Below are 22,712 nucleotides of genomic sequence, written 5' to 3'. Positions count from 1 at the left end.
AATCCATCCGGTGCATGATCTCTGGTTCCCGTGGCGCTAACTCCCTTTCAAGATATATCATAGTCCTGTGTGGGATCTTTACCTGTCCGCATATGCAGCTACTTTCCATAACGGAATCGTTGATCTTCACCAGATTCTTATGATCAAAGGAATTAATAATAATCTGCCAATGACACGCTGATACTAATTTACTAACAACTTACTAAAAAAGAGGCTTCGTTACCACAAAGTTTAACGAAACCTCTTTTTTATATTGCCAAACGTATATTCTCAATCGCCGCATCCATCCTGTCACAGTAACAGTCGCAGACTTCTTTCATTTTGGAAATATTCTTCCTGTTTTCTTCATCATAGACACCAATAACCACAAATCCTGCTTTTTTTGCAGTTTTCGCTGCGTGAAGCGCATCCTCAAATACAAGTGTCTCATTCGGTTCTGCCTGCATAGATTCTGCTGCCTTCAGGTAGATCAACGGTTCATCTTTTCCTGCACCTGTTTCTGTACAGGTGTAAATCTGCTCAAAATAATCCAGAATCCCATTTCTCGCAAGTGCTGCTTCTGTCAGTTCCCGGTTTCCAGATGTTGCAACTGTCATCTGTATATTTCTCTCTTTAAACCATTCCAGAGTTTTCTTCACTCCTGGTTTCAACGGTGCTTCAAACCGGTAAAAATCACTTACAATTTTCAGAACCTCTTCTATAATCTGTGAAATGGACTTATCCAACTGATATTTTTCTTTCATCCAGACGGCTCCCTGCTCCAGACTCATGGTGTGCAGAGCAGCCCGGAGATTTTTCTCCGCTGTGATATTCTGACTCGCAAGATAACGTTCTCCAATATCCTCCCACACAGACATAGAATCCAGCAGCGTTCCATCTACGTCAAAAATCGCTGCCTTCATCAGTCTTCCATCATATGAATCGCATCTACTGTATTATTGTACTGCTCTTCCACTTTTGCCAGAAGTTCTTCACAGCCTTCAGTCTCTCTTCCTCTGAGCTTCTCTGTAATATCAAAGCTTGCCTTATACAGATTATCAAATCCAAGGTTCTGGCATACACCTTTTAAGGTATGAGCTGCACGAAAAGCTTCTTCCCCATTTTTCTGTACCAGATTATCCTTCAGGCTCCGGAAACTTCCATCATCCAGAAATTTCTTTGCAAATTTCTTAATAAGAACCTCACTTCTCAGTCTTCCAAGTACACCTTCATAATCTGCACCCATCTGTTCATAACATTCTTTTACTGTCATATTTTTCTCCTCTTTATCCCCATCTGCACTGTTAAACCTGCGTTTTCGCAATGATATTATTATATCACGCCATATAGCTGTTCTCAAGTGCTCTTTCACAAAAGCACCTTAGAATCTTTTCCAAAATATAATCAACCCGCCGCAGTGTGATCCTGCCTGGAGGGCTTTATTATGCTATAAGAATATTATGGAATGGTTTCCCATAGCATAATAAAGCACTTTCACATGTGATTCTCTCACATATGAAAGTGCTGATATCAGGCAGATGAAATCATCCGCATCACTACACACTATCACAGATTTTATATCCGGATATCATATAATTTTATTTTCTGCCGGTATTATCTGAAAAATCCCTGATTCTCAAAGTACTGGATAAATGGATTCTCACTTTCCTCTGTATCATCGGAGTCCATACTATCCTCACTGTCTGTATCTTCGTCTACATCTTCATCAGCATCTTTTGAGGATTTCTTAGAATCCTTTTTAGATTTCTTACTGTCTTTATCGTTATCATCACTGTCATCAGCATCTGTATTCTCATCCAAAGTTACTTTAACAGTCTCTTCTTTATAACTTGTTCCATGAGGAACCTGCACAGTCAGCTCTACCTCTTCATCTGGTTCATAATAGGAAAGATATTCGATCAGCTGATTAATACTTGAAACAGTTTTTCCATTAAATTCAGTAATAACACTGTTTGCTTTCAGACCTGCTTTATCAGCAGCTCCACCTTCTGTTACTCCTTTTACAAAAACTCCTGCCGGAATGCCATACATCTGAACTGCCTCAGAACTTACAGAAGAACCTTTGATTCCAAGTACACCATGTTCAGAATCATCCAGTTTATCTCTTGATGTCTCATTCATCAGATTCTGAAGAATGTCAGTCACGTCTGAGATTGCAATTGCATAACCCATACCTTCTACTTCAGTAGAAGCAAGTTTTGCAGAGTTGATACCAACAACCTCGCCTTCCATATTCAGAAGAGCACCGCCACTGTTACCAGGGTTGATAGCCGCATCTGTCTGGATCAGGTTTACACCGTCACTGCTGTCATCACTTCCATCTGTTACTGTGTTATTGTCAGAATCCATTCTGCGGTTCTTGGCACTTACGATACCGGTTGTAACAGACTGTCCATATCCAAGAGCATTACCGATTGCAACTACCTGCTCGCCCACCTTCAGATCATCAGAACTGCCAATATTCGCAATTGAAACGGCGTCCATTGTATCATCTTCAACATCATCCAGAGATACAGATACAACTGCAAGATCTCTCTCTTCATCAAATCCCTTTACGGATGCCTCCACTGCATTTCCATCTGTAAATGCAACTGACAATGTATCCGCACCTTCTACTACATGATAATTTGTAGCAATCAGAAGTTCATCATCATTCTTACCAACAATAATACCGGAACCACTGCCCTCTACTTCCTGTTCCTGCTGCTGTGGCGCATATCCATACATTCCATACATTCCGAAGTAATTCTGTACCTCCTGAACTGACTTGGTTGTAATAGATACAATAGATGGAAGTGCTTCTGATACGATTTCAGACACATCAAGGCTTCCTTTTGCTGTGCTGCCTGTATCTTTGCCGGTATCTGATTTGGAATCACTGGCATCTGCATCCTTCTTCTCGGATTTTGCATATGTCAGGGTTGTCTCGTCCTTATTTGAAGCAGCTTCTACCGTTGTGGCTCCGCTCCATCCTGCAAGTTTATTTACTCCCTCAAAGCTTCCTGCTGCCAGTCCTCCTGCAAGTACTGCACATAAGCTGAATGTAAGACCTTTCTTTGCAATCTTTCTGATTTTATCATTTCTGTTATCTTTGTTCATCATAATAAAGTCCCTCCATGAATCTATGTCATTTATTTATGTCATTTATCTATGTCATTTATTTATCTCTGTTTCCATTTGATGCTTCTAAGTATAGGAATGATTTGTGTTCTTTGTGTGGGAAAAATGTGTTTAATTTGTGACAATTTTATACATTTCCAATATGACAGCAATTTTTAAAAACAGTCCTGTCTGTCAATTACATCACTTTCGATACATGGAGGAAATTTTTCCGGTACTATATCCCGGAACCAGTGATTTCCAGTTTCCAACCTGACTTTTTAGTACCTTTTCTGTATATTTCAGGGAATTGGAACTATCCATATTTTTAAAGACATTATACGCTGTTTTCTTTTTCCCATTGGCATCCTTCAATCCCATTGCCAATCCCTGAGCCACCTCATGGGCTTCATCTTTATAGCTTCTTATAATAAATGCATCAATCATTGGATTGCAGGCAGCCTTATAATAGGCCAGTGCAATTGCTGCTGCCTGATTTGCCTGTCCTCCATAAGTGGAAGAAAATCCCTGTTCCGAAAGAATGATCCTTGTATTGGAACCAAATCTATTTTTCACATAATCTGTAAGTGTCTGAATATTACGCATAGTGATAAACGTGGTGGTGTTCGCATCACTGGTAAACATGGATGCATTTGCACCTGACCAGAACTGTGAATCTGAAAGCGGCTGATTATATGCATGATATGCCAGATTCCAGTTCACATCTTTCTGCATATCAGAAATCTTCGCCGCAAAGCTTTCCAGAGTTGATCTTGCACTATAGCAGATAGTAAAGGCATTTTTCTGATTCCAGCAATTATCCAGACAGATAAATACTTTGGAACTTCCCCGGCTGCTTTTCACTGCATTGTAAAGGCAGCGAAAAGCTTCACTGTACATGGAGATAAATTTTGAAAAACTGACATTCCCTACATAATAATATCCGCTTGCACTGTTTACTTCATTTCCCAGGATCCAGTTACTTATATAACAGTTATTTTTTCCAAACTTCTCTCCCAGATATGCAAACATTGCTTCCATAGTCTGTCTAGTTGTGCTGTTATCTGTGTTCCATCCATAATAAGCTGTTTCTGCATAAGGACTGTTTCCCGTAATAAAGCTCTGCGTACTGGCATTCCTGTAAATACTGATCTGTGCAGTCACCTGGATTCCCTTTGCATTACATTGCTGAACAAGATATACATATCCGTATAGACCATTAAAATGATATGTTTTCCCATTATATTTATATGTTTCCACACCACTGTCTTTTCGCATCAGGTCTGAAATATATAAGTTAAAAAATACTGTTTTGGATTTTGTATCTGTCAGCTCATTGATATCTGTAGCCTGAATTCCTTTTTTTGTCCCCGGAACAAAATATGCTGCTGTATTTGTACTGAGTTTCTCCGGATTGCTGACATAGCTTTTCGGACTGATCACACTATACGCAGATTTAGATTTTTTTATCCCTATGGCAAATTTTCCCTGTGCATATTCCGGATGTCCGGAAATGTTCAGCTTAAATGTGATCTTCCTTTTTGCCTTCTCCGGCTTCTTTACTTTACCCACCGTTTTTTTCACTTTACCGGAATTAGAATCTACATACACCAGATAGTAATAACCATCCGAACTTTTCACATAATTTGAAACAGTTGCGGATACAGTGATGGTATTCGCCTTTGTTCCTTTTACATAATCCAGTGATGCAGCTTTCACCGAAGGACTGATTTCCTTTGTCCATTTTGCATATAAAGTAAGGGAACCTTCTGAACCCTTTTCAATCACGCTTATCTGATTTTTATACTTACTGTCTGTATACCATCCCACAAAATGATATCCGGAACGCGTCGGCTTTTTAAATTTAATCTCATCTTCTGAAGTATAAGTTTTGGGATTAGCAGTATTATTTTTTCCTTTATTAAGTTTATATGTGATTTTATATTCGGATGCTTTCTCCCAGATTGCATACAGGGTTATTGCTGTTGTATCTCCTGCTGCAATAGCCTTATCTGTAGATATATCTGGACTTGTTCCATCATTTTCTGTGTCTGATATCTGCATTTCTGCCTTATCAGTTTTTTCTTCCCATGATGCGCTGTCCGTCTGTGCCACATCATTTTCTTCCTGCATCACATCTTTTTCTGGTTTTATTTCTTCTCCGACTTCTGTCCTCTCACTGGTTTCCTGAGCCTGCTTTGCCATATCTGCTGTTTCAAGAAGTTTCTTAATAGAATCTCCCGGTTTATAAGTTTCACCGGTTCCATCTTCTTTCGTATTCCACTCTTTAAAAATGTAACCTATCTTTCCCTTCAGTGCTTCCGGTACTTTAGCAGTATCCGCATCTGCATAGGGTATCACATATGTTTTTTCCAGTTTACCATCACTGTAAAGCAGAATGTTATAACCTTCCGCACTCTGTCCAGCATTTACTGAATCTTCTGTCTCCGACTGTTCCGGTTCCTGATCTTTTAACTCTCCTGTTCCAAACTCATCTCCACTGTTATTCTCATCAGATATTTTATTTCCTGACTCACTTCCTGTCTCATATCCGGCACCATCTTCAAAAACATCTGCTGCTGATTCAACACTTCCTGCCGAAAACTCTGAAGCCCACAATGTCTGCGGTATACAGGACGGAACTATCATAGATACCGCCAGTCCCATTGCTATAAACTTTTTCCATTTTTTCATATTCGTCTTCCTTTCTCTTTTTACATTTTACGGAATTGTTGTAACTATCCAGCATTCCATTTTCTTCATTTTCCTCCTGTCTTACAGTATAACATTTGAAAAATCCACAGACAACAAAAGACTGTCAAAATCAGGACACTAATATGTGATTTTCCTGATTTTAACAGTCTTTTATAAAATTTCCAAACTACCTGTAACCACCCGGCAGTTTAACCGAATCAAGTAAGTCCCCTGCGGAGATTGCGAAAAGCAATAAGCAGTGGGTGGGGACTTGCTTGTATCAGGAGAAGTGCAAGCTCCTTCTGATAAACTGCGAAGCAGTTATTCGGTGTAGAGCTGCGTAGCGAAGCGGATGATTTTATCCGCTTGACTTTTGAAAATATGGAACCGTCACGATTATTTTACAGTTCCTATCTTATTTAACGGCCAGTAACGAACTGCTACTTCTGCCTCTATTGCATCTTCCTCTACAAACGGATTTTGCCAGTATCTGGAATCCATACTGTGGTTTCTGTTATCTCCTAACATGAAATAACATCCCTCCGGAACTGTATACGGTCCAAAGCTTCCTTCCGGTGTTTCCGGACAAAAGCTGTCATCCAACGGTTCTTCGGAATCATTGATATACACTTTTCCATCTACAATGTTTACTGTTTCTCCCGGAAGACCAATTACTCGTTTTACAAAAAGCTGAGATGGATCATCCGGATATTTAAATATTACAATATCAAATCTCTCCGGATCATCTTTTATATATGCCAGACGATTTCCAAATACTCTGTCACCAGTCATAATTGTTTCTTCCATAGAACCTGACGGCACTCGTGCATTAATATATACAAAGTGTCCCAACAGAAACGCTATAACAAAGACTGCAATGATAATCTTCGCATAGTCCCACAACTCTCTCCACACAGACCTGCTTTTGTCTGACTGTTCTGTCTGGTTTTTTTCCTCATTTTCCATTTTTCGTTATACCTCCAGAAATTTATATCACAGCATCATTTGATGATATCAGGGGCAAAATACTTTTAAACCTAACCTCATTTACTGTTATCAGAATAATAACTATTTCGCAAATAACGCATTAAACATAGTTTATCACATCTGATAGTTATTCACCACTTAATTTTTTATAAAATTTTGTCACTATTTGATTCTTGGTTATTGTTCACTCCGTTCTCAGCAACACGCTTCGCGATGCAGGAAATATGAACCTCCTTGTGCAATGCCCAAGGAGTATCGTTTGCTTCGCAAACTTAATTTATGCTAATCGCATAAATTCGCGCGGTATGTCTTGGGTTTTCTGTGACCTTCGCTCACAAAAAACACCTCACGGGATATTACCAGTGAACAGTAACGATTCTTGGACAATCTTGTCAGCACATTATGTTTCACGTGAAACAAACATATTGTCTTCCTGTAGTAATTCCACAATTTAACCGAATCAATTAAGTCCCCTGCGGAGGTTGCGAAAAGCAATAAGCAATGGGTGAGGACTTGCTTGTATCAGGAGAAGTGTAAACTCCTTCTGATAAACTGCAAAGCAGTTATTCGGTGTAGAGCTGCGTAGCGAAGCGGATGATTTTATCCGCTTGACCCGAGTCAAGCAAATCTACTGCAGCACAATTATTCGACGTAGAGCTGCGTAGCAAAATGGATGATTTTATCCGTTTGACCAAAAGTTTTTATAATATCAGGAAATGGGTACTATGTTTCACGTGAAACATAGTACCCATTTCTCACTGACAGATTATATTTCCTGCTGGTAATATTCCAGAAAATCTCTGATTTTGCCGGCTGCTTCTTTTAATACTTCTATTCTTGGTAAATAAACCACTCTGAAGTGATCCGGCTGATGCCAGTTAAATCCACCGCCATGTACAAGCAGAATCTTCTTCTCTTTTAATAAATCTAATGCAAATTTCTCATCATTTACGATATTAAATTTCTTTGTATCAATCTTAGGGAACATATAAAATGCAGCTTTCGGTTTCACAGCGGTAATTCCCGGAATATCTGTCAGCGCATTATAAATAAATTCTCTCTGCTCATAAATACGTCCACCAGGAACAATATAACTCTCCACACTCTGATGTCCGCCCAATGCAGTCTGAACAATTGACTGCGCCGGTACATTAGAACAAAGTCTCATATTAGAAAGCATCTTGATTCCTTCTATATAATCTTTTGCAACTGCCTTATTGCCACTGAGAATCATCCATCCGATTCTAAAGCCCGCGATCATATGTGATTTGGATAAACCGCTGAACGTTACACAGAATAAATCCGGAGCCATTGAAGCAATGGAAATATGTTCTGCTCCGTCCATTACAAGACGGTCATAGATTTCATCAGAGAAAATGATCAGATGATGTTCTCTGGCAATATCTACTATCTGTTGTAATATCTCTCTCGGATACAACGCACCAGTCGGGTTATTCGGATTTATAATAACGATTGCTTTTGTTCTGCTGGTAATTTTCTTTCTGATATCATCCATATCCGGATACCATTCTGCCTGCTCATCACAAATATAATGTACTGCTTTTCCACCAGCTAAAGTTGCACATGCAGTCCACAACGGATAATCCGGAGATGGAATCAAAATCTCATCTCCATTATCCAACAGAGCTGACATACAGAGATTAATCAGTTCACTGACACCGTTTCCTGTATAAATATCCTCAATTGATACATTAGGGAGCTTTTTCAACTGTGCATACTGCATGATCGCTTTTCTGGCAGAAAACAAACCTTTTGCAGGAGAATATCCCTCACACTCTGTCAGCTGCTGTCTCATATCATAAATCACTTCGTCCGGTGTTCTGAATCCAAATGGTGCCGGATTTCCGATATTCAGTTTCAAAACCTGAGTTCCTGCGTTTTCCATACGTGCAGCTTCTTCTACAACCGGTCCTCTTACATCATATAATACGTTATTTAATTTAGATGATTTTTTAAATTCACGAACCTGTACTTCCTCAACTGTCTCCCTGGTATTTTCTTTCATATTATTATAATTGTAATCAAATTTCATATTTTCCATTTGAATTCCTGCCTCATTTGTCTCTTTCTTTAAAGTGTCTACAGATACATCGGTTCCTTTCAGCCATTCAGTTTCTACTCCTAATGTTGTCGCCAGAAAATTAAGAATTTCTGATCTGGGAGTTGTTTTTCCACTCAGATACTGGCTCACATGACTCTTTCCAAGTTTCACGCCCTGCTCTGCCGCCTTTTTTACAAGGTCGATCTGCTTCATATTCTTCTGTTCCATTGCTTTTTTTAATCGTTCAGCAAATATATTATTCATAAATACTATCTCCGTTCTCTGTAAAAAACAAATTACATTGTTATAATCAATGGTTATTGTTATATTTCTTAATTCTTTCGCATATATGTTATAGAAAGAACAGATATATTATATTGTTTATACGGAATCAAAATACATTCAGACATACAAACATTAATTAAGTTCAAATGTATTTCTTTCAGCATCATACGCGAATATATGTTCTGTTCATTTTTAAATCCCGCATTTTATCAGCTTTTTCAAGTTTTTTTCTTTGCTATTATACTATAATTGAACTAATAATTCAACGGTAAATTTTATTATTTTCAATTTCATCAGTAAAGTTCAATTTTTAGTTTATTTTATAGTTCATTATCAATCGAACTATATTGAACATATTAATTGCTTTCGTTACACTGGTTCAATTAGTTTAATTTATATTTTGAACTATACATTGAACCAGAATTTAACTTTTCTTATTTTAGTTCAATATATGTTCAATTTAAGTTTTGATGTTTTTGAAATTCCTTTTATTTATGCGGATTTCTCGTCATTTCGCAGATTCTGTTTGTTCAATTTTAAGTTCAAAAAGCACATGTTTTCGTCGGAGATCAGACTCACACTGGACAATTCTGTCTGAGAAACTTTTTCTATGCAATCAAATTTACAGGCTTTTCCACGCCTTTTCTTTCCTTATTATCCCATTATCCCGTCAGATAATTTATTATGTGATATGAAACATATCATAGTGTCGTTCTCTGACAAAAAATAAGTCCACTGCTTACTCCTTTTATAAATAATGCAGTGGACTTATCCGTTAATTTTATTCTTTTGTTATTCTGTAGTTTCGTTGCTCATCTGTACAATTTATATCGCATTGATTTTATTGTACGTTTTATTTCTCTGGATTTACAATTTTACCAGCAATTGCACACGCTGCTGCTGTTTTTGGTGATGCAAGGTAAATCTCTACCTTAGATGTTCCCATTCGACCAAGGAAATTTCTGTTATTTGTAGCTACTACACGTTCACCGTCGGTAAGGATACCTCCTGCACGTCCACAGCATAATCCACATCCGGGATGTGTGATCATTGCACCTGCTTCTGCCAGAGTATCCATAATTCCCTCTGCAATTGCCTGACAGTATATTTTACGACTTGCAGGAGTTACAATCAATTTAACGTAATCTGCTACCTTTTTGCCCTTTAACACCTCTGCTGCAGCTCTGAGATCCTCCAGACGGCCATTTGTACAGGAACCGATAAATACCTGATCTATTTCTGTTCCTTCAAGCTCACTTACATTTTTAATCTTATCTACCTGAGACGGACATGCCATAACCGGTACAAAATCCTCTGCGCGATAAGTGATTGTTTTCATATAGGTTGCATCTTCATCTCCTGTAAGGCTCTTCTGGAACTCATTCAACTCTATATCACAATATTCTGCAGTTTTTTCATCCGGTGTAAACAGCGCACATTTTGCCCCTGCCTCAATCGCCATATTTGCCATAGTCATACGGCTTGCTACTGTCATATTCTTTACTGTACTGCCGGTAAATTCAAGTGCTCTGTATGTAGCTCCATCAGCTCCCAGATCACCGATCAGACGCAGGATGATATCTTTGGACATAACATTTTCCGGAAGTTCTCCCTCGATCACAACCTTAATTGTCTCAGGAACTTTGATCCACATAGTTCCTGTTCCCAGAATACTTGCCATCTCTGTATATCCGATACCGGAAGAGAAAGCGCCTACACATCCGTAGGTAGTGGTATGGCTGTCTGTACCAAATACAATATTTCCCGGTTTTACATAACCTGCCTCTGTCATTAACTGGTGGCAGATTCCATCACTTCTGTGAACATTTTTCATGCCATATTTCCTGGCAAAAGCATCTCCCGCATGGAAATGTCTGGTATCATCTAACTGACTTGCAGGAACCAGATGGTCATATATGAGTACTGCTTTATCTGGATTCCAGAGCTTCGTAAAGCCCATTTCTTCAAACTTTTCTGCTACAAATGGAATAAATATATCATGAATCATAACCCTGTCTACATTGACCGTTACAATGTCTCCAGGCTTTACTGTTTTTCCAACATTGTTTCTTATAATTTTCTCAATAACTGTCTCTCCCATTTTCCTCTCCTTTCCAAATCAATCCAGCCCATTCAGTTTGCGCATGGCTTTTACAAGTCCGCCAGCCTGAATAATGCTCATCAGATTTTCCGGAAGAGAAGCAATCGGGTACTGTTTTCCATTGTAATCTACATGTTCATTCATTACCACAGTGACTTCATCACCTTCTTTGATATCATCATGAAGATCTGGCTGCTCGATCAGTAACAGACCATTATTAATAGAATTTCTGAAAAAAATTCTCGCAAAAGATTTGGCAATTACACACTGAATTCCCAGTGCTTTGATAATTTCCGGTGCCTGTTCTCTGGAAGAACCACATCCAAAGTTCTTTCCTGCAACAATAATGTCGCCTTTCTGAATCTGTCCTGCCAGTTCCGGACGCAGAGGACTGAATCCGTACTGTTTCATATCGTCGATTGTTTTCAGTGCGAGATATTCTGTTGGAATAATAATATCTGTATCAATGTCATCATCCAGAACCCACACTTTTCCTGTGAATTTTTCCATAATCTTACCTCTTATCTTCTATCTTCACTTGTAACTGTTCAGTACTTTCACAGTCACAAGTTAAAATTCATTCAAACGAATTGTGAATATCCGCTTTGCTACGCGGCTCTATACCATACCGAATAACTACTCCGCAGTTTATCAGGATGAGCTTGCTCTCCTCCTGATACAAACAAATCTCCACCTGCTGTCTATTGCTTTTCGCAACCTTCGCAGGAAATTTACTTGATTCGGTTAAATGTTTCACGTGAAACATTTATAATTAGCATCACACCTCACTTGCCAGCGCAATCTTTCCTGTAATGGCAGATGCTGTAACAGTAGCTGCTGATCCCAGATATACTTTGGAGCTTGGGTGTCCTGCACGACCTTTGAAATTACGTGTTCCTGTACTGATCAGAACTTCGTTCTCACCGATCACACCCTGACAGCTTCCCCAGCATACACTGCAGTTCGGATTCATAACAATGGCTCCAGCCTCCATAAACGTGTCAATAAGCCCCTCTTTTAATGCCTGGCGGTAAATAGTCTGGCTTGCAGGCACAACGAGAAATCTGACGCCCTCAGCAACCTTCTTGCCCTTGATGATTTCTGCACCGACACGCAGATCTTCAATACGTCCGTTGTTACAGGATCCCAGAAATGCTTCATTGATTTCAATTCCGCAGGCTTCTTCTGCAGGCACAACATTGTCTACAAAATCAGGTTTCGCAACTACAGGACGGACTTTTGATAAATCAAATGTATATTCTCTCGCATAAACTGCATCCGGATCACTGTGATATACAGCCTTTGGCTCACGTCCATGTTCTTTCAGATATTCAATAGCTTTCTCATCTGCTTCAAAGATACCTGTCTTTGCACCGGCTTCTACTGCCATGTTGCAAAGCGCCATACGATCACTGATACTGAGTGTTTTCGCACCCTCGCCTGTAAATTCCATTGCCTGATAGTTACATCCATTTGCTCCGATTTCCCCAATGATTGTAAGAATCAAATCTCTTGCGTAAACTCCTTCCGGAAGTTTACCTGTCAGATTAAATTTTACGCTCTCAGGAACCAGTACCCATGAAGTACCTGTTACCATACCATAAAGGAAATCTGTACATCCTACGCCTGTTCCAAATGCACCTAATGCACCGTATGAACAGGTATGGCTATCTGCACCAAAGATCAGTTCACCCGGACGGACATAATTCTCGATCATAACCTGATGGCAGACACCTTTTCCTTCCCAGAAATCAATGTTATGTTCTTTTGCAAAATCTCGCATCTTCTTCTGAGATGCTGCTGTTTTCGGGCTATCAGATGGTACATTATGATCCACGATAAACACCAGCTTGCTTGTATCTGCAATGTGCGGATTTTTCAATTTATTGTTATACATATCAACCGTAAGATGTGTGGTTCCATCATTACTCATGAGACGATCGAGTTTAACTGTATGGATATCTCCCGGTTTTACGCTGTCAACACCTGCTGCCGCAGCAATAATCTTTTCTGCAATTGTCATTCCCATTTTACTTCTCCTCCTTGTTCAGAGATGCGATCAGACCACCCTGATTCAAAATATTCTGCATATATTCCGGAAGCTTTGTACAGGAATATGTTTTTCCGTTAGCTTCAACTGTTCCCTCTGACATATGAAGAACCATCTTATCTCCGGTATTTACTTCGTCCGGAAGATCTTTACAGACAATTACCGGCAGACCAATATTAATAGAGTTTCTGTAAAAGATTCGAGCAAAAGATTTTGCTACAACTGCCTGTACTCCCAACGCTTTCAGAACACCAGGCGCCTGCTCTCTGGAAGAACCACATCCAAAGTTTTCTCCACCTACCACGAAATCTCCCGGTTTTACTTTCTTTGAAAAATCCGGATCCAGAGATTCAAATGCATGACCTTTCATCTCATCCAGATTAGGAAGTAACAGATACTGTGATGCTATGATCTGGTCTGTATCCAGGTCATTATGAAATTTAAAAATTGTTCCTGTTTCCATAAAAACTGTTTCCTTTCTATATCATTTTATCTTTTTACAATTTATCACTTGTCTCTCTTTAACGATTTAGTCAGATAAATTCTTTTCCTATTTTAGCACAAAAGACAGGAGATTGAAAACGCCTGTTTTCAATATTCCTGTCTTTTTTTACAATCGTTATTACATTAACTCTTTTAAAACAGAATGTCCAATTGTTCCCTCAGGCATTGGCACTCCAAAATTCTCCGCCACAGAAGCACCGATCACAGCAAAAGTATCTTCGTCTTTTATCGCACCGCCATTTTTCATTCTCTTTGAGTAAGCAATGAATGGTACATATTCTCTTGTATGGTCAGTTCCTGTATAAGTCGGATCATTTCCATGATCTGCAGTGAGAATAAGCAGATCATTCTCTCTCATTTCTTCTAACAACACACCCAGATTTTTGTCAAATTTCTCAATCTCTTTTCCGTAACCTTCCACATTTCTTCTGTGTCCCCATAATGCATCAAAATCTACAAGATTAACAAAACATAACCCTCTGAAATCTCTCTTGCAGATTTCAATTGTCTGCTCCATTCCATGTACAGAGCTGTCTGAATGATAAGTTTCTGTAATGCCTTCTCCGCAAAAAATATCATGAATCTTTCCAACACCGATCACATCAAATCCATGATCTTTCAACACGTTTAACGTGGTAAGTCCGGTGGGTTTCAATGCATAATCATGACGGTTACTGGTACGTTTAAATTCACCTTTTTTCTTACCAATGTACGGTCTTGCAATAACTCTGCCAACTCTCCATTCATCCTTCATGGTAATTTCTCTTGCAATTTCACAGCAGCGGTACAGATTCTGAAGATCAAAAGTTTCTTCATTTCCGCAAATCTGAAGAACAGAATCTGCTGAAGTATAAACAATCATTGCACCCGTCTGAATCTCCTCTTCGCCAAGTTCCTCAATAATCTCCGTTCCGCTTGCGCTCTTGTTTCCTATCACTCTTTTTCCGCATCTTTTCTCCAGTTCTGCGATCAATTCCGGCGGGAATCCTGTTTCTGTAAAGGTTTTAAATGGTTTTTCTGTTTTGATTCCCATCATCTCCCAGTGTCCGGTCATGGTATCTTTTCCATTGCTAGCTTCACCCAGATGCGTATATCGCCCCTTGGGATTCTCAACACCCGCCATTTTTCCTGCCGGATGAAGATTCAGCATTCCCAGTTTTCTAAGATTTGGAATCTCCAGAGAACCCATTTTCTCAAGAATATGTCCAAAAGTATCCACCCCGATGTCACCAAATTTTGCTGAATCCGGCATTGCCCCGATTCCCAGAGAATCAAGTACAATTACAAAAATTCTGTCGTAATTTTTCATTTATGTTTACTCCTTCTCTTACATTTTATTAATCACTGACCTTTTCCTGTTCCCTTTTATTGGTCATTCACTTTTTTTACTTTTCGCAATTAAAAATCACTTGCAATGATGGGCGTTTACCTTATATTTCTCTGGAATTTATCAGATTTCGTAGTCCAAATCCCAGCGGTAGCAAATCCTTCAGTGTGTAGATATCATAATGCTCTTTATCTATTGCCAGAATAATCCGAAATGTCTCCGGATCACAGAACTCCATCATTACCTGACGGCAGACACCACAGGGAGCTGTATACTCTGTCAAAATCCCATCTTTTCCACCCACAATACAAATTGTGTCAAACTCCCTGACGCCTTCGCTCACTGCTTTGAAAATTGCAGTTCGTTCTGCACAGTTCGTAGGTGTATATGCTGCATTTTCAATGTTACACCCTGTATAAATCTGTCCGTTTTTTGTAAGTAATGATGCACCAACCTTAAAATTTGAATAGGGTGTATAAGAAAATTTGAGCTGTTCCATTGCAGTCTCAATCAGTTTGCTGATCATTGATTTTTCCAGATTCTGCATTCTCTGTCACCTCCGTCCTTACAGAACTTGTCCCTGATCTTCTTTAATCATTCTGCGGATTGCCTCTACAGCTACCCGGATTGCCATGTCTGTGTCATGTACAACCGGATTCTCAAGACCCAGCTTCTCTCTCTCCTGATTTGCCAATACCAACAGACAGGAACCCATCCTCGCCCTGAGTTTACCGGCTACGATGAAAAGTGCCGCGGATTCCATTTCAGAAGCAAGACATCCCATTCGTTTCCAGGCTTCCCATTTATTGATCAACTCATAACCTGCCGGCATTGCTTCCGGCTCATGCTGTCCATAGAAAGAATCTTTAGACTGTACCACACCTGTATGATATATAAATCCTTTCTCCTTCGCAGCTTCAACAAGAGCATTGGTCACATCCAGATTTGCCACTGCCGGATATTCAATTGGCGCATATTCTCTGCTTGTTCCTTCCATACGTACTGCTGCTGTCGCAATTACAATGTCTCCACTTTTTATTTCCGTCTGCATTCCACCACAGGTTCCGATTCTGACAAAAGTATCCGCTCCGCAGCGATACAGCTCTTCCATTGCAATGGACGCTGATGGGCCACCAATACCGGTTGACGTTACACTGACCTTCACTCCATCCAGTGTTCCTGTATAAGTGATATATTCCCTGTTGTCTGCGATCAGCACAGGATTATCAAAATACTGTGCAATCTTTACACATCTTTTCGGATCTCCCGGAAGGATCACATAACGGCCCACTTCACCTTTTGCCACTTGAATATGATACTGTCTGTTTACATCTTCTGAGTAATTTTTCATAATCATCCCATCCTTTTCGTTTTCACGTGAAACATCGGTTGCCACTGCTTAACAATCCTCTTAATTAATGCATTTAAGACAGTTCAACAGGATTTCATGTTCTGATGAGCTGAATCAATATACATTATTTACAAGAATTACTATAGTATCTTCCTTTTATTATGATTATAAATCATATACCTGTATGAGAAAAGTTCTTTTTTAGACCTGAATCCAATTTCCGTCCATCTGCAAATATCTTCCTTGTTAATTTACGGTTATAAAAAAACTGAGGTCGTCGCTCCACGATAAGGAACTCTGACCTCAATGGATTTGTGGCTGTTTTATAAGTTAACTCTCGAGAGGTAATTAATTCTCATATTATTAACTACATATCTTGAATAAACCGCATAAATAAGCCATTCTTTTGAATCGAGAGTTAATTTTACAGAAAGTTAAGAAGAGTATTTCCATCCGCATCCTGCTCTATCTTTGGATACAGCGCAACTTCAACTGTATTGGCACCAAGCCCTGCAAGAGCTACCAGTGCACGATAAGCATATTCTGTATTGAAATCTCCGATCGGTTCACCAAAATAGTCCCACTGACCAAGCTTTTTTGAGAATTTCTGGTCCTCTTTGATAAGCTTTAGCTGAATTTCTGTCAGCATTGTCTTCCAGTTTTCTGCAACATCACCGGTAAGAACAGAAGTGTCAAATTCCATACCAGGACCTATATTCACAGCTGCTATTTTTTCAAGCATTTCCTTATCCAGCAGCTGCCGGAGAATTCTTTACCATCAACTCATTAGCCTTATTAAAAAATGTGATCGGATCCACATTAGGAGTCACCACAGTCCTGAATTGTGCTTCCGCCCCAAAGCTTTATGGGTGAACCTCACATGACTGAAGTCACATGCTTCCAGACGCTTTAGGCGTCCGACTGAATATCGGTGGATACGCCTGTAACTTAGGTACGCAGTTATGCGCATTTCCCATGCCAGATATGGCAGGTTCCCACATTACAGGTAGTCCGCTGTATATCTGCCTGTATCTATGCTGCTTTTAAACGTTCCATTTCTGAATAGAGTTTCCTCAGATCTGCATAGACGCATGAGGTTCTACGCTTTACAGGAGGGACTTTTGCCTCCAGTAAAGACCTTTCCGTTGCCGGAAGGGGTTTTAAAAGTTCCCTTATAAAATATCTCGCCCCTATATTATAGGATGCTGACAGGTCACAATTATATCGTTTTCCTGTCTGGAAAGTACAGAGGCTGTGATTTTCCCGGTCACGTGTTACCGTCCCGGAACCATCATAAGCCAATCTGCTGGTATTCCATGCGCAGATCCTGGATACCCGCATCCCTTTCCTGTGTGCCTGATGTTCACAACACTTCTGGATATCTCTTTTTCTCCACAGGTGCAGTTTCTGTTTTTTCTTTCCCGATATCTTCCCCTGCATCTCCAGATACTCGAACACGATCACATCTGCATGGTTTTCTTCCGCATATCTTACAATCGCACCTGCAGTCTTTTTACCCAGTTCTGTGTTCAGACGTTTCGTATATGCCCATCTTCCCTGTGTCTGCGCAGAGCCATGTTCCCTCTGGGATCTGCGGATCCGTCCCAGTGTGCGGTACATCCGGTCTTTTTCACTGGGATGATCTATGAATCTTCTTCCCAGGACAGTTCCGTCTGCCCGCATGATCGTACAGACTGCATCGGTATTGATCCCTAAGTCCACGCTGCAGATAATCTGTTCTTTCACAGGTGTTTTGGTAAGTGTTACTTCCTCTTTATAGGAAAAACGCAAAAAATACTTCTGGTGTCTCTTTTCCAGAGTCGGGGCAGATGCCTTTTTCCCTGACCAGCATTTTCTCAGATATTCCATATCCGTATGATCCAGACGTACACAGGACCATTTCCAGTCATGACCGTCATAGAGTTTCAGGTATGCTTCGTCTTTCCCTTCCGCGCCTTCACGATACATGACATCACGGTAGAAGACCGGCATGGCGTGATTTTCATATACAAGCTTTGGTTTCCCGCTCTTTCCGTCGGTCTTTTCCCATAGATCCAGCCGTGTTTTATAAGAGGATACTGTCCCCAGTGCATGCTGGATGGCAGATCTGCGCAGATAGGAAGGCATCTTTGGGAACCGGATATCAAAATCAAAACAGGCATGGTTTTTCTTCGTAGTATGTACCAGATGTTCTGCAGCATTAAAACGCCTCTTTGCATCCGGAATTTCTGCTAATTCTTCCCATACCTGCACATAAATCCCAATCAGATAGCTGACAGCAGAACGGTAGATCTCCAGTGTCTGGCGGATTGGGATATTCTGTTTTCGTAATTCTACACCATAACTGGATATTATCTGCATTTTTATTTTTCCCTGATAACTCTTTTCTCAGATTCTGTTGTTTTTCTACTACCCATGGCTATATTTTAGCACATATAGTGCCAAAAGTAAACATATGTTTTCCTTTGGGTAAAAAATTTGCGCGTCTAACTCATCACTAAGTAACGAGAATGCGACGCGCAATTATTCAATTAAACTTCCTATCGAAAGCACAAGATATTTTCTTGTCTATAAATAATATACCGCATATGAGACGGTTTGTCCATGCGTTTTTGACTGGCAAATTGGTTAATTCAAAGTAGTAATATTATTATTATGGAAATCTGAAAATAATTTTTCAAATACGGACATAACCGGTGGATGGACCTGCACCGACCTTTGCGATATACCCACTCTTAACTAAATCTGTCAGTGTTCTTTCCACGGTAACCTTACTTATGTCAGGGCATAGTTCCATAATTTCCTTCTTCGTTATCTTACCAACCTTATTATCAATCACCGCCTTAATTCTATCCGGCTTGGAAAGATTATGGTACTTCAAATGTTCTACACGGCTTTCAAATTCATTGTATGCTTTCAGCATAATACCTAAATAATACTTAACAAAAGGCTCATAGCTGTTTTCGCCCTCATGCCAGCCAGTAGAACTTGCTTGAAGGGCTTCATAATATGTTTCTTTTGTCTTTTCAATCAGCATTTCCATACTGACATATTTTCCAACGATATATCCCGCCTTATAAAAAAGCAGTAAAGTGAGCAAACGGCTCATCCTACCATTTCCGTCATTGAAAGGATGGATGCACAGAAAGTCCAGAATGAACATAGGAATCAAAACCAGTTTATCAATGCGGTCAGCTTCCCATGCTTCAAGGAAACGAGCGCAAAGTTCGTCTATTGCTTCTGCAGTCTGAAAAGCTGGAACGGGAATAAAACGAGCTTTCTGGTGTCCCTCGGCATCGGTTTCTGCAATTACATTGTCTGAATTCTTATAGGTACCACCGATGTTTCCTTGGGAATAAGAATATAAATCACGATGTAACTGTAAAATAATGTTTGGTCTTGGAGTGATATATTCATAACTTTCGTGAATCGTAGCCAGCACTTCACGGTAGCCGGCAATTTCCTGTTCAGACCGATTACGTGGCTCTGCTTTCTGACTTACCAGTTCTTCCAAACGTTTATCACTTGTAAATATACCTTCAATTCGGTTAGATGCTCCCGTACTTTGAATTAAAGCAACTTCCAGAAGTGTTTTCAGTTCATCTATGTTTGCTTCCAGAAATAATTCCTGTTTACCTTTATGCTCATGAATACTGCCAACCATCTGAACAATTTCAGGTGTCAGCAACTTCGCAGGATTTGTAATATAATCAAAATTTCTCATTGAAATCTCCTTCATTTTGAATTTATCTCCATCATTTTAACGCTAAATGATGGAGATTTCAATAGATTTGATGGAGATAGATTCTCCATATGCACAATAAATATACTCATTGGGATATAGAATTCATTACTTCATCGTCTTCGCCAACGAATTGAGTAATGCCCGCATCTCTGGATTAGCCAATACTTTTGCCAGAAGTTCCGGATCGACTTCATCCAATGCATTCAACGATTCTTTTCTTATACGCTGTGATTCTTTGTTGATGAAGACATATGCACGGTTTTCTTCAATTGCCTCAGGAGAGATATCTACACAATCCCAGGTAAGACCAAGCAGCTCACCAAGTCGCAGGGAACATGAGAAAGATAGATTAATTGCGAGCTTTAATCGTTCATCTTCACAGACACTGAGCGCATACATCAATGTATCCGCTGTCCAGATGTCTCTTTTTTGGGATTTATGTTTTGGTACAGTTGCATGAATGCAGGGATTTTTCTCCATCAATTCCCATTTCACTGCCTGCTCAAAACAGTTTCTAAGCAGCTTATTAATATCTCTGATGGTACTGGCCGATACAAGTTCATTTTTACTTGTTTTATTTAATGGATTGATAACAGCACGCCTCTTCAAAAGACTCTGATAATATCTTTCGATGAATCTGGTATTGATTTCTGACAGCTTTGCATCACCAATGATCGGAAGAATATAGTTGTTGATAAGAGAGACATTTCCTTCATACGTAGAAAGCGCCCAGTTTTCTTTTCCATACAGTGCAACATATTCTGTAATGAGCTCGTCCAGTGTTTTGCATTTGCGGACGACAAATGATCCCATCTCTTTTTTATATTCAATTTCTTTTTTTCTTCTTTTAGCTTCGGCTTTTGTTTCATAGGTTTCCCATTTCTGTTTTCTCTCGCCTTTTTCATTCGTATAAGAATAGATTACATTGAATTTTCCGTTTCGTTCTCTTATTGATGCCATATTATTGCATACTCCTTTCCAAATCTCTTTGCTCCATCCAGTCCTCAAATTCATCCCGACGGATCCTAACTCGACTGCCAACTTTTATTACTGTGAACTTTCCTTTATCCGCCCACTTGTTGATCATGCTTCTGCTGACCTTTGCCAGATAGGAAGCTTCATCAAAAGTAAGATACTTTATATTTCCATTGCTTCCTCGTATTCCGGTCTGTGATAATTTCTTCCGCCGGAAATTAGCCAGGGCAATATTTTGTTCCTGTGCAAGTTCTTCATAATCATTCGATGGATCCAGCATATACCGATCCTGACCTTCCAGGAATTTTTGAAAACTCTCTTTTGTGATCCTTTTCTTTTCTGCAATCACAATGAATTCAAAAAAATGACTATACTTTGGATTATCAAGAATTGTATATACTGCGCTTCTGGTTGTTCCAAGCAGCTGTGCCATCTCAGGCATCGTAATTGTTGCATCTTCCAGAAGAGCGTCTTTTTTTCTGTCTTCCTTTGTTCGATACTGGGACTGGCTTTTATACCAATTCTGAAAAGATTCTTTTGGTATTCGTTTCCAGTAATCGACAATAACAGCTTCCATTTGATTTTTCTTGAGTAAATCATAAACAAGATATTCATCAACACCCAACAGATCCGCGACTTCCTTAACAGAATAGGACCAGGATTTCAATTCTTTCCCGGGTTTTTCTCCGGTAACTTTATGATATTTAATCTGATTGGCGTACCATTTTTCAAAGCTAGCAATGTTGATTCGTATCTTTCCGGCAATCTCTTTTGATTCAAAAACATTTTTATGAACCAGCCAGTATCGATCTGTCTTTTTTAATCCCAACAGCTTTCCCATTTCCGGCACGGTCATCCAGGTTCTCTTTTGCGTTGGACGACGTTTGTAAGGACTGTCCTCTGATATCTTCGAAATGATTTCTGCAACATCATCCATTTCCGGAACTTCTTTTTGTTTCATAATTGCTGTTGCCATTTATTCTTCACTTCCTGTCTTTTTTAGTGTTAGTGTTTTTTCTTATATCATATCTCAAATCCAGATAAAAATTTAGGATGTCGATTGCAGACAAAATCTGCCAGATCAACACCCTGTTTTTTACTGTTCCAAGTTATCGAGCCAGTCATCGAAACTCTTCTTAGAGATGCGATACTTTCCGCCATCCAACTGGATCCACCGGAATTCCTTTTTCTTCAAAAGGTTATAAATAGTAGGTCTGCTGACTCCTAAGATTTCCTGTAACTCTTGAACTGTATAACATCTTTTCTCTGACATTTCTTTATCCTCTTTTCCTTGAAATATGAAAGAAAAATTATCCCTTCATATAACGAAACGCTCAGAGCATGTTTTACAGTGGTCAAAAGCAAATTTTTTTACTTTTTTTCTTGCGAGTTTTTTTAATGCAACTCGTAAGAAACTCGTAACATTAGATTTTTACATTTTTCATGAAATTAAGTAAAGAAAAAGAGCATATGGAATTGAATCCATACACTCTATGATTACTGAAACTTTATTTCATTTTTAATTCAACAAA

The 22,712-nt window shown here is 39.4% G+C and carries 19 protein-coding genes; all 19 read right to left on the bottom strand.

Going from position 1 to position 22,712, the window contains the following annotated elements; translation table 11 throughout:
• Positions 1 to 248: 248 nt before the first annotated feature.
• Entirely contained in the window at positions 249 to 902 is a 654-nt protein-coding gene (locus AC075J_RS15895) for an HAD family hydrolase (protein ID WP_243099555.1), read from the bottom strand.
• Positions 902 to 1,252 (bottom strand): Hpt domain-containing protein, encoded by a 351-nt coding sequence (locus AC075J_RS15890; protein ID WP_476390487.1) that lies wholly within the window; start codon positions 1,250 to 1,252, stop codon positions 902 to 904. Before AC075J_RS15890 ends, AC075J_RS15895 begins: the two co-directional genes overlap by 1 nt.
• Positions 1,253 to 1,593: 341 nt before the next feature.
• Positions 1,594 to 3,102 carry a S1C family serine protease gene (locus AC075J_RS15885; RefSeq protein WP_476390486.1) on the bottom strand — a complete coding sequence of 503 codons (1,509 nt, stop codon included), beginning with the start codon at positions 3,100 to 3,102 and terminating at the stop codon, positions 1,594 to 1,596.
• 201 nt (positions 3,103 to 3,303) lie between these two features.
• Positions 3,304 to 5,793: a DUF5722 domain-containing protein gene (locus AC075J_RS15880; protein WP_476390485.1), complete on the bottom strand. Its 2,490-nt coding sequence runs from the start codon at positions 5,791 to 5,793 to the stop codon at positions 3,304 to 3,306.
• A gap of 396 nt (positions 5,794 to 6,189) precedes the next feature.
• On the bottom strand, positions 6,190 to 6,759 hold the full coding sequence (gene lepB / locus AC075J_RS15875; protein WP_008708256.1) for a signal peptidase I: 570 nt from the start codon (positions 6,757 to 6,759) through the stop codon (positions 6,190 to 6,192).
• A 787-nt stretch (positions 6,760 to 7,546) separates the two neighbouring features.
• On the bottom strand, positions 7,547 to 9,106 hold the full coding sequence (locus tag AC075J_RS15870) for an aminotransferase class I/II-fold pyridoxal phosphate-dependent enzyme (protein WP_022380262.1): 1,560 nt from the start codon (positions 9,104 to 9,106) through the stop codon (positions 7,547 to 7,549).
• An 874-nt stretch (positions 9,107 to 9,980) separates the two neighbouring features.
• A complete protein-coding gene (locus tag AC075J_RS15865; RefSeq protein ID WP_022380261.1) occupies positions 9,981 to 11,228 on the bottom strand; it encodes a 3-isopropylmalate dehydratase large subunit in 1,248 nt (415 codons plus the stop codon).
• Between the two features lie 18 nt (positions 11,229 to 11,246).
• The gene (locus AC075J_RS15860; RefSeq protein WP_022380260.1) at positions 11,247 to 11,738 is read right to left on the bottom strand and encodes a LeuD/DmdB family oxidoreductase small subunit; all 492 of its coding nucleotides are present in this window, start codon (positions 11,736 to 11,738) and stop codon (positions 11,247 to 11,249) included.
• A 268-nt stretch (positions 11,739 to 12,006) separates the two neighbouring features.
• A complete protein-coding gene (locus AC075J_RS15855) occupies positions 12,007 to 13,257 on the bottom strand; it encodes a 3-isopropylmalate dehydratase large subunit (protein WP_008708262.1) in 1,251 nt (416 codons plus the stop codon).
• Between the two features lies 1 nt (position 13,258).
• On the bottom strand, positions 13,259 to 13,741 hold the full coding sequence (locus AC075J_RS15850; RefSeq protein WP_008708263.1) for a LeuD/DmdB family oxidoreductase small subunit: 483 nt from the start codon (positions 13,739 to 13,741) through the stop codon (positions 13,259 to 13,261).
• Positions 13,742 to 13,900: 159 nt separating this feature from the next.
• Positions 13,901 to 15,091, bottom strand: a complete 1,191-nt coding sequence (locus AC075J_RS15845; RefSeq protein WP_022380259.1) for a phosphopentomutase — start codon at positions 15,089 to 15,091, stop codon at positions 13,901 to 13,903.
• 121 nt (positions 15,092 to 15,212) lie between these two features.
• Positions 15,213 to 15,656, bottom strand: a complete 444-nt coding sequence (gene cdd / locus AC075J_RS15840) for a cytidine deaminase (protein WP_008708265.1) — start codon at positions 15,654 to 15,656, stop codon at positions 15,213 to 15,215.
• A gap of 18 nt (positions 15,657 to 15,674) precedes the next feature.
• Entirely contained in the window at positions 15,675 to 16,460 is a 786-nt protein-coding gene (udp, locus tag AC075J_RS15835; RefSeq protein WP_025581079.1) for a uridine phosphorylase, read from the bottom strand.
• Between the two features lie 424 nt (positions 16,461 to 16,884).
• A complete protein-coding gene (locus tag AC075J_RS15830; RefSeq protein WP_022380257.1) occupies positions 16,885 to 17,202 on the bottom strand; it encodes a DUF1254 domain-containing protein in 318 nt (105 codons plus the stop codon).
• Between the two features lie 290 nt (positions 17,203 to 17,492).
• On the bottom strand, positions 17,493 to 18,821 hold the full coding sequence (locus tag AC075J_RS15825) for an IS200/IS605 family accessory protein TnpB-related protein (protein ID WP_055200565.1): 1,329 nt from the start codon (positions 18,819 to 18,821) through the stop codon (positions 17,493 to 17,495).
• A gap of 316 nt (positions 18,822 to 19,137) precedes the next feature.
• Entirely contained in the window at positions 19,138 to 20,199 is a 1,062-nt protein-coding gene (locus tag AC075J_RS15820; RefSeq protein WP_055054271.1) for a Fic family protein, read from the bottom strand.
• A 111-nt stretch (positions 20,200 to 20,310) separates the two neighbouring features.
• Positions 20,311 to 21,165 (bottom strand): tyrosine-type recombinase/integrase, encoded by an 855-nt coding sequence (locus AC075J_RS15815; protein WP_226839779.1) that lies wholly within the window; start codon positions 21,163 to 21,165, stop codon positions 20,311 to 20,313.
• 1 nt (position 21,166) lies between these two features.
• Positions 21,167 to 22,156 (bottom strand): helix-turn-helix domain-containing protein, encoded by a 990-nt coding sequence (locus AC075J_RS15810; RefSeq protein ID WP_055054270.1) that lies wholly within the window; start codon positions 22,154 to 22,156, stop codon positions 21,167 to 21,169.
• Positions 22,157 to 22,276: 120 nt separating this feature from the next.
• Positions 22,277 to 22,453 (bottom strand): helix-turn-helix domain-containing protein, encoded by a 177-nt coding sequence (locus tag AC075J_RS15805; RefSeq protein ID WP_003864535.1) that lies wholly within the window; start codon positions 22,451 to 22,453, stop codon positions 22,277 to 22,279.
• Positions 22,454 to 22,712: the final 259 nt, after the last annotated feature.

Source organism: Blautia sp. ZXY-1-C6 (assembly GCF_056339875.1).
Note: the sequence above shows the minus strand (reverse complement) of the source record. Positions and strands in the feature narration are given on the sequence as shown.

Coding starts and splice junctions, on each gene's coding strand:
- AC075J_RS15895 (WP_243099555.1), bottom strand. CDS start 902: ATGAAGGCAGCGATTTTTGACGTAGATGGAACGCTGCTGGATTCTATG.
- AC075J_RS15890 (WP_476390487.1), bottom strand. CDS start 1,252: ATGACAGTAAAAGAATGTTATGAACAGATGGGTGCAGATTATGAAGGT.
- AC075J_RS15885 (WP_476390486.1), bottom strand. CDS start 3,102: ATGATGAACAAAGATAACAGAAATGATAAAATCAGAAAGATTGCAAAG.
- AC075J_RS15880 (WP_476390485.1), bottom strand. CDS start 5,793: ATGAAAAAATGGAAAAAGTTTATAGCAATGGGACTGGCGGTATCTATG.
- lepB (WP_008708256.1), bottom strand. CDS start 6,759: ATGGAAAATGAGGAAAAAAACCAGACAGAACAGTCAGACAAAAGCAGG.
- AC075J_RS15870 (WP_022380262.1), bottom strand. CDS start 9,106: ATGAATAATATATTTGCTGAACGATTAAAAAAAGCAATGGAACAGAAG.
- AC075J_RS15865 (WP_022380261.1), bottom strand. CDS start 11,228: ATGGGAGAGACAGTTATTGAGAAAATTATAAGAAACAATGTTGGAAAA.
- AC075J_RS15860 (WP_022380260.1), bottom strand. CDS start 11,738: ATGGAAAAATTCACAGGAAAAGTGTGGGTTCTGGATGATGACATTGAT.
- AC075J_RS15855 (WP_008708262.1), bottom strand. CDS start 13,257: ATGGGAATGACAATTGCAGAAAAGATTATTGCTGCGGCAGCAGGTGTT.
- AC075J_RS15850 (WP_008708263.1), bottom strand. CDS start 13,741: ATGGAAACAGGAACAATTTTTAAATTTCATAATGACCTGGATACAGAC.
- AC075J_RS15845 (WP_022380259.1), bottom strand. CDS start 15,091: ATGAAAAATTACGACAGAATTTTTGTAATTGTACTTGATTCTCTGGGA.
- cdd (WP_008708265.1), bottom strand. CDS start 15,656: ATGCAGAATCTGGAAAAATCAATGATCAGCAAACTGATTGAGACTGCA.
- udp (WP_025581079.1), bottom strand. CDS start 16,460: ATGAAAAATTACTCAGAAGATGTAAACAGACAGTATCATATTCAAGTG.
- AC075J_RS15830 (WP_022380257.1), bottom strand. CDS start 17,202: ATGCTTGAAAAAATAGCAGCTGTGAATATAGGTCCTGGTATGGAATTT.
- AC075J_RS15825 (WP_055200565.1), bottom strand. CDS start 18,821: ATGCAGATAATATCCAGTTATGGTGTAGAATTACGAAAACAGAATATC.
- AC075J_RS15820 (WP_055054271.1), bottom strand. CDS start 20,199: ATGAAGGAGATTTCAATGAGAAATTTTGATTATATTACAAATCCTGCG.
- AC075J_RS15815 (WP_226839779.1), bottom strand. CDS start 21,165: ATGGCATCAATAAGAGAACGAAACGGAAAATTCAATGTAATCTATTCT.
- AC075J_RS15810 (WP_055054270.1), bottom strand. CDS start 22,156: ATGGCAACAGCAATTATGAAACAAAAAGAAGTTCCGGAAATGGATGAT.
- AC075J_RS15805 (WP_003864535.1), bottom strand. CDS start 22,453: ATGTCAGAGAAAAGATGTTATACAGTTCAAGAGTTACAGGAAATCTTA.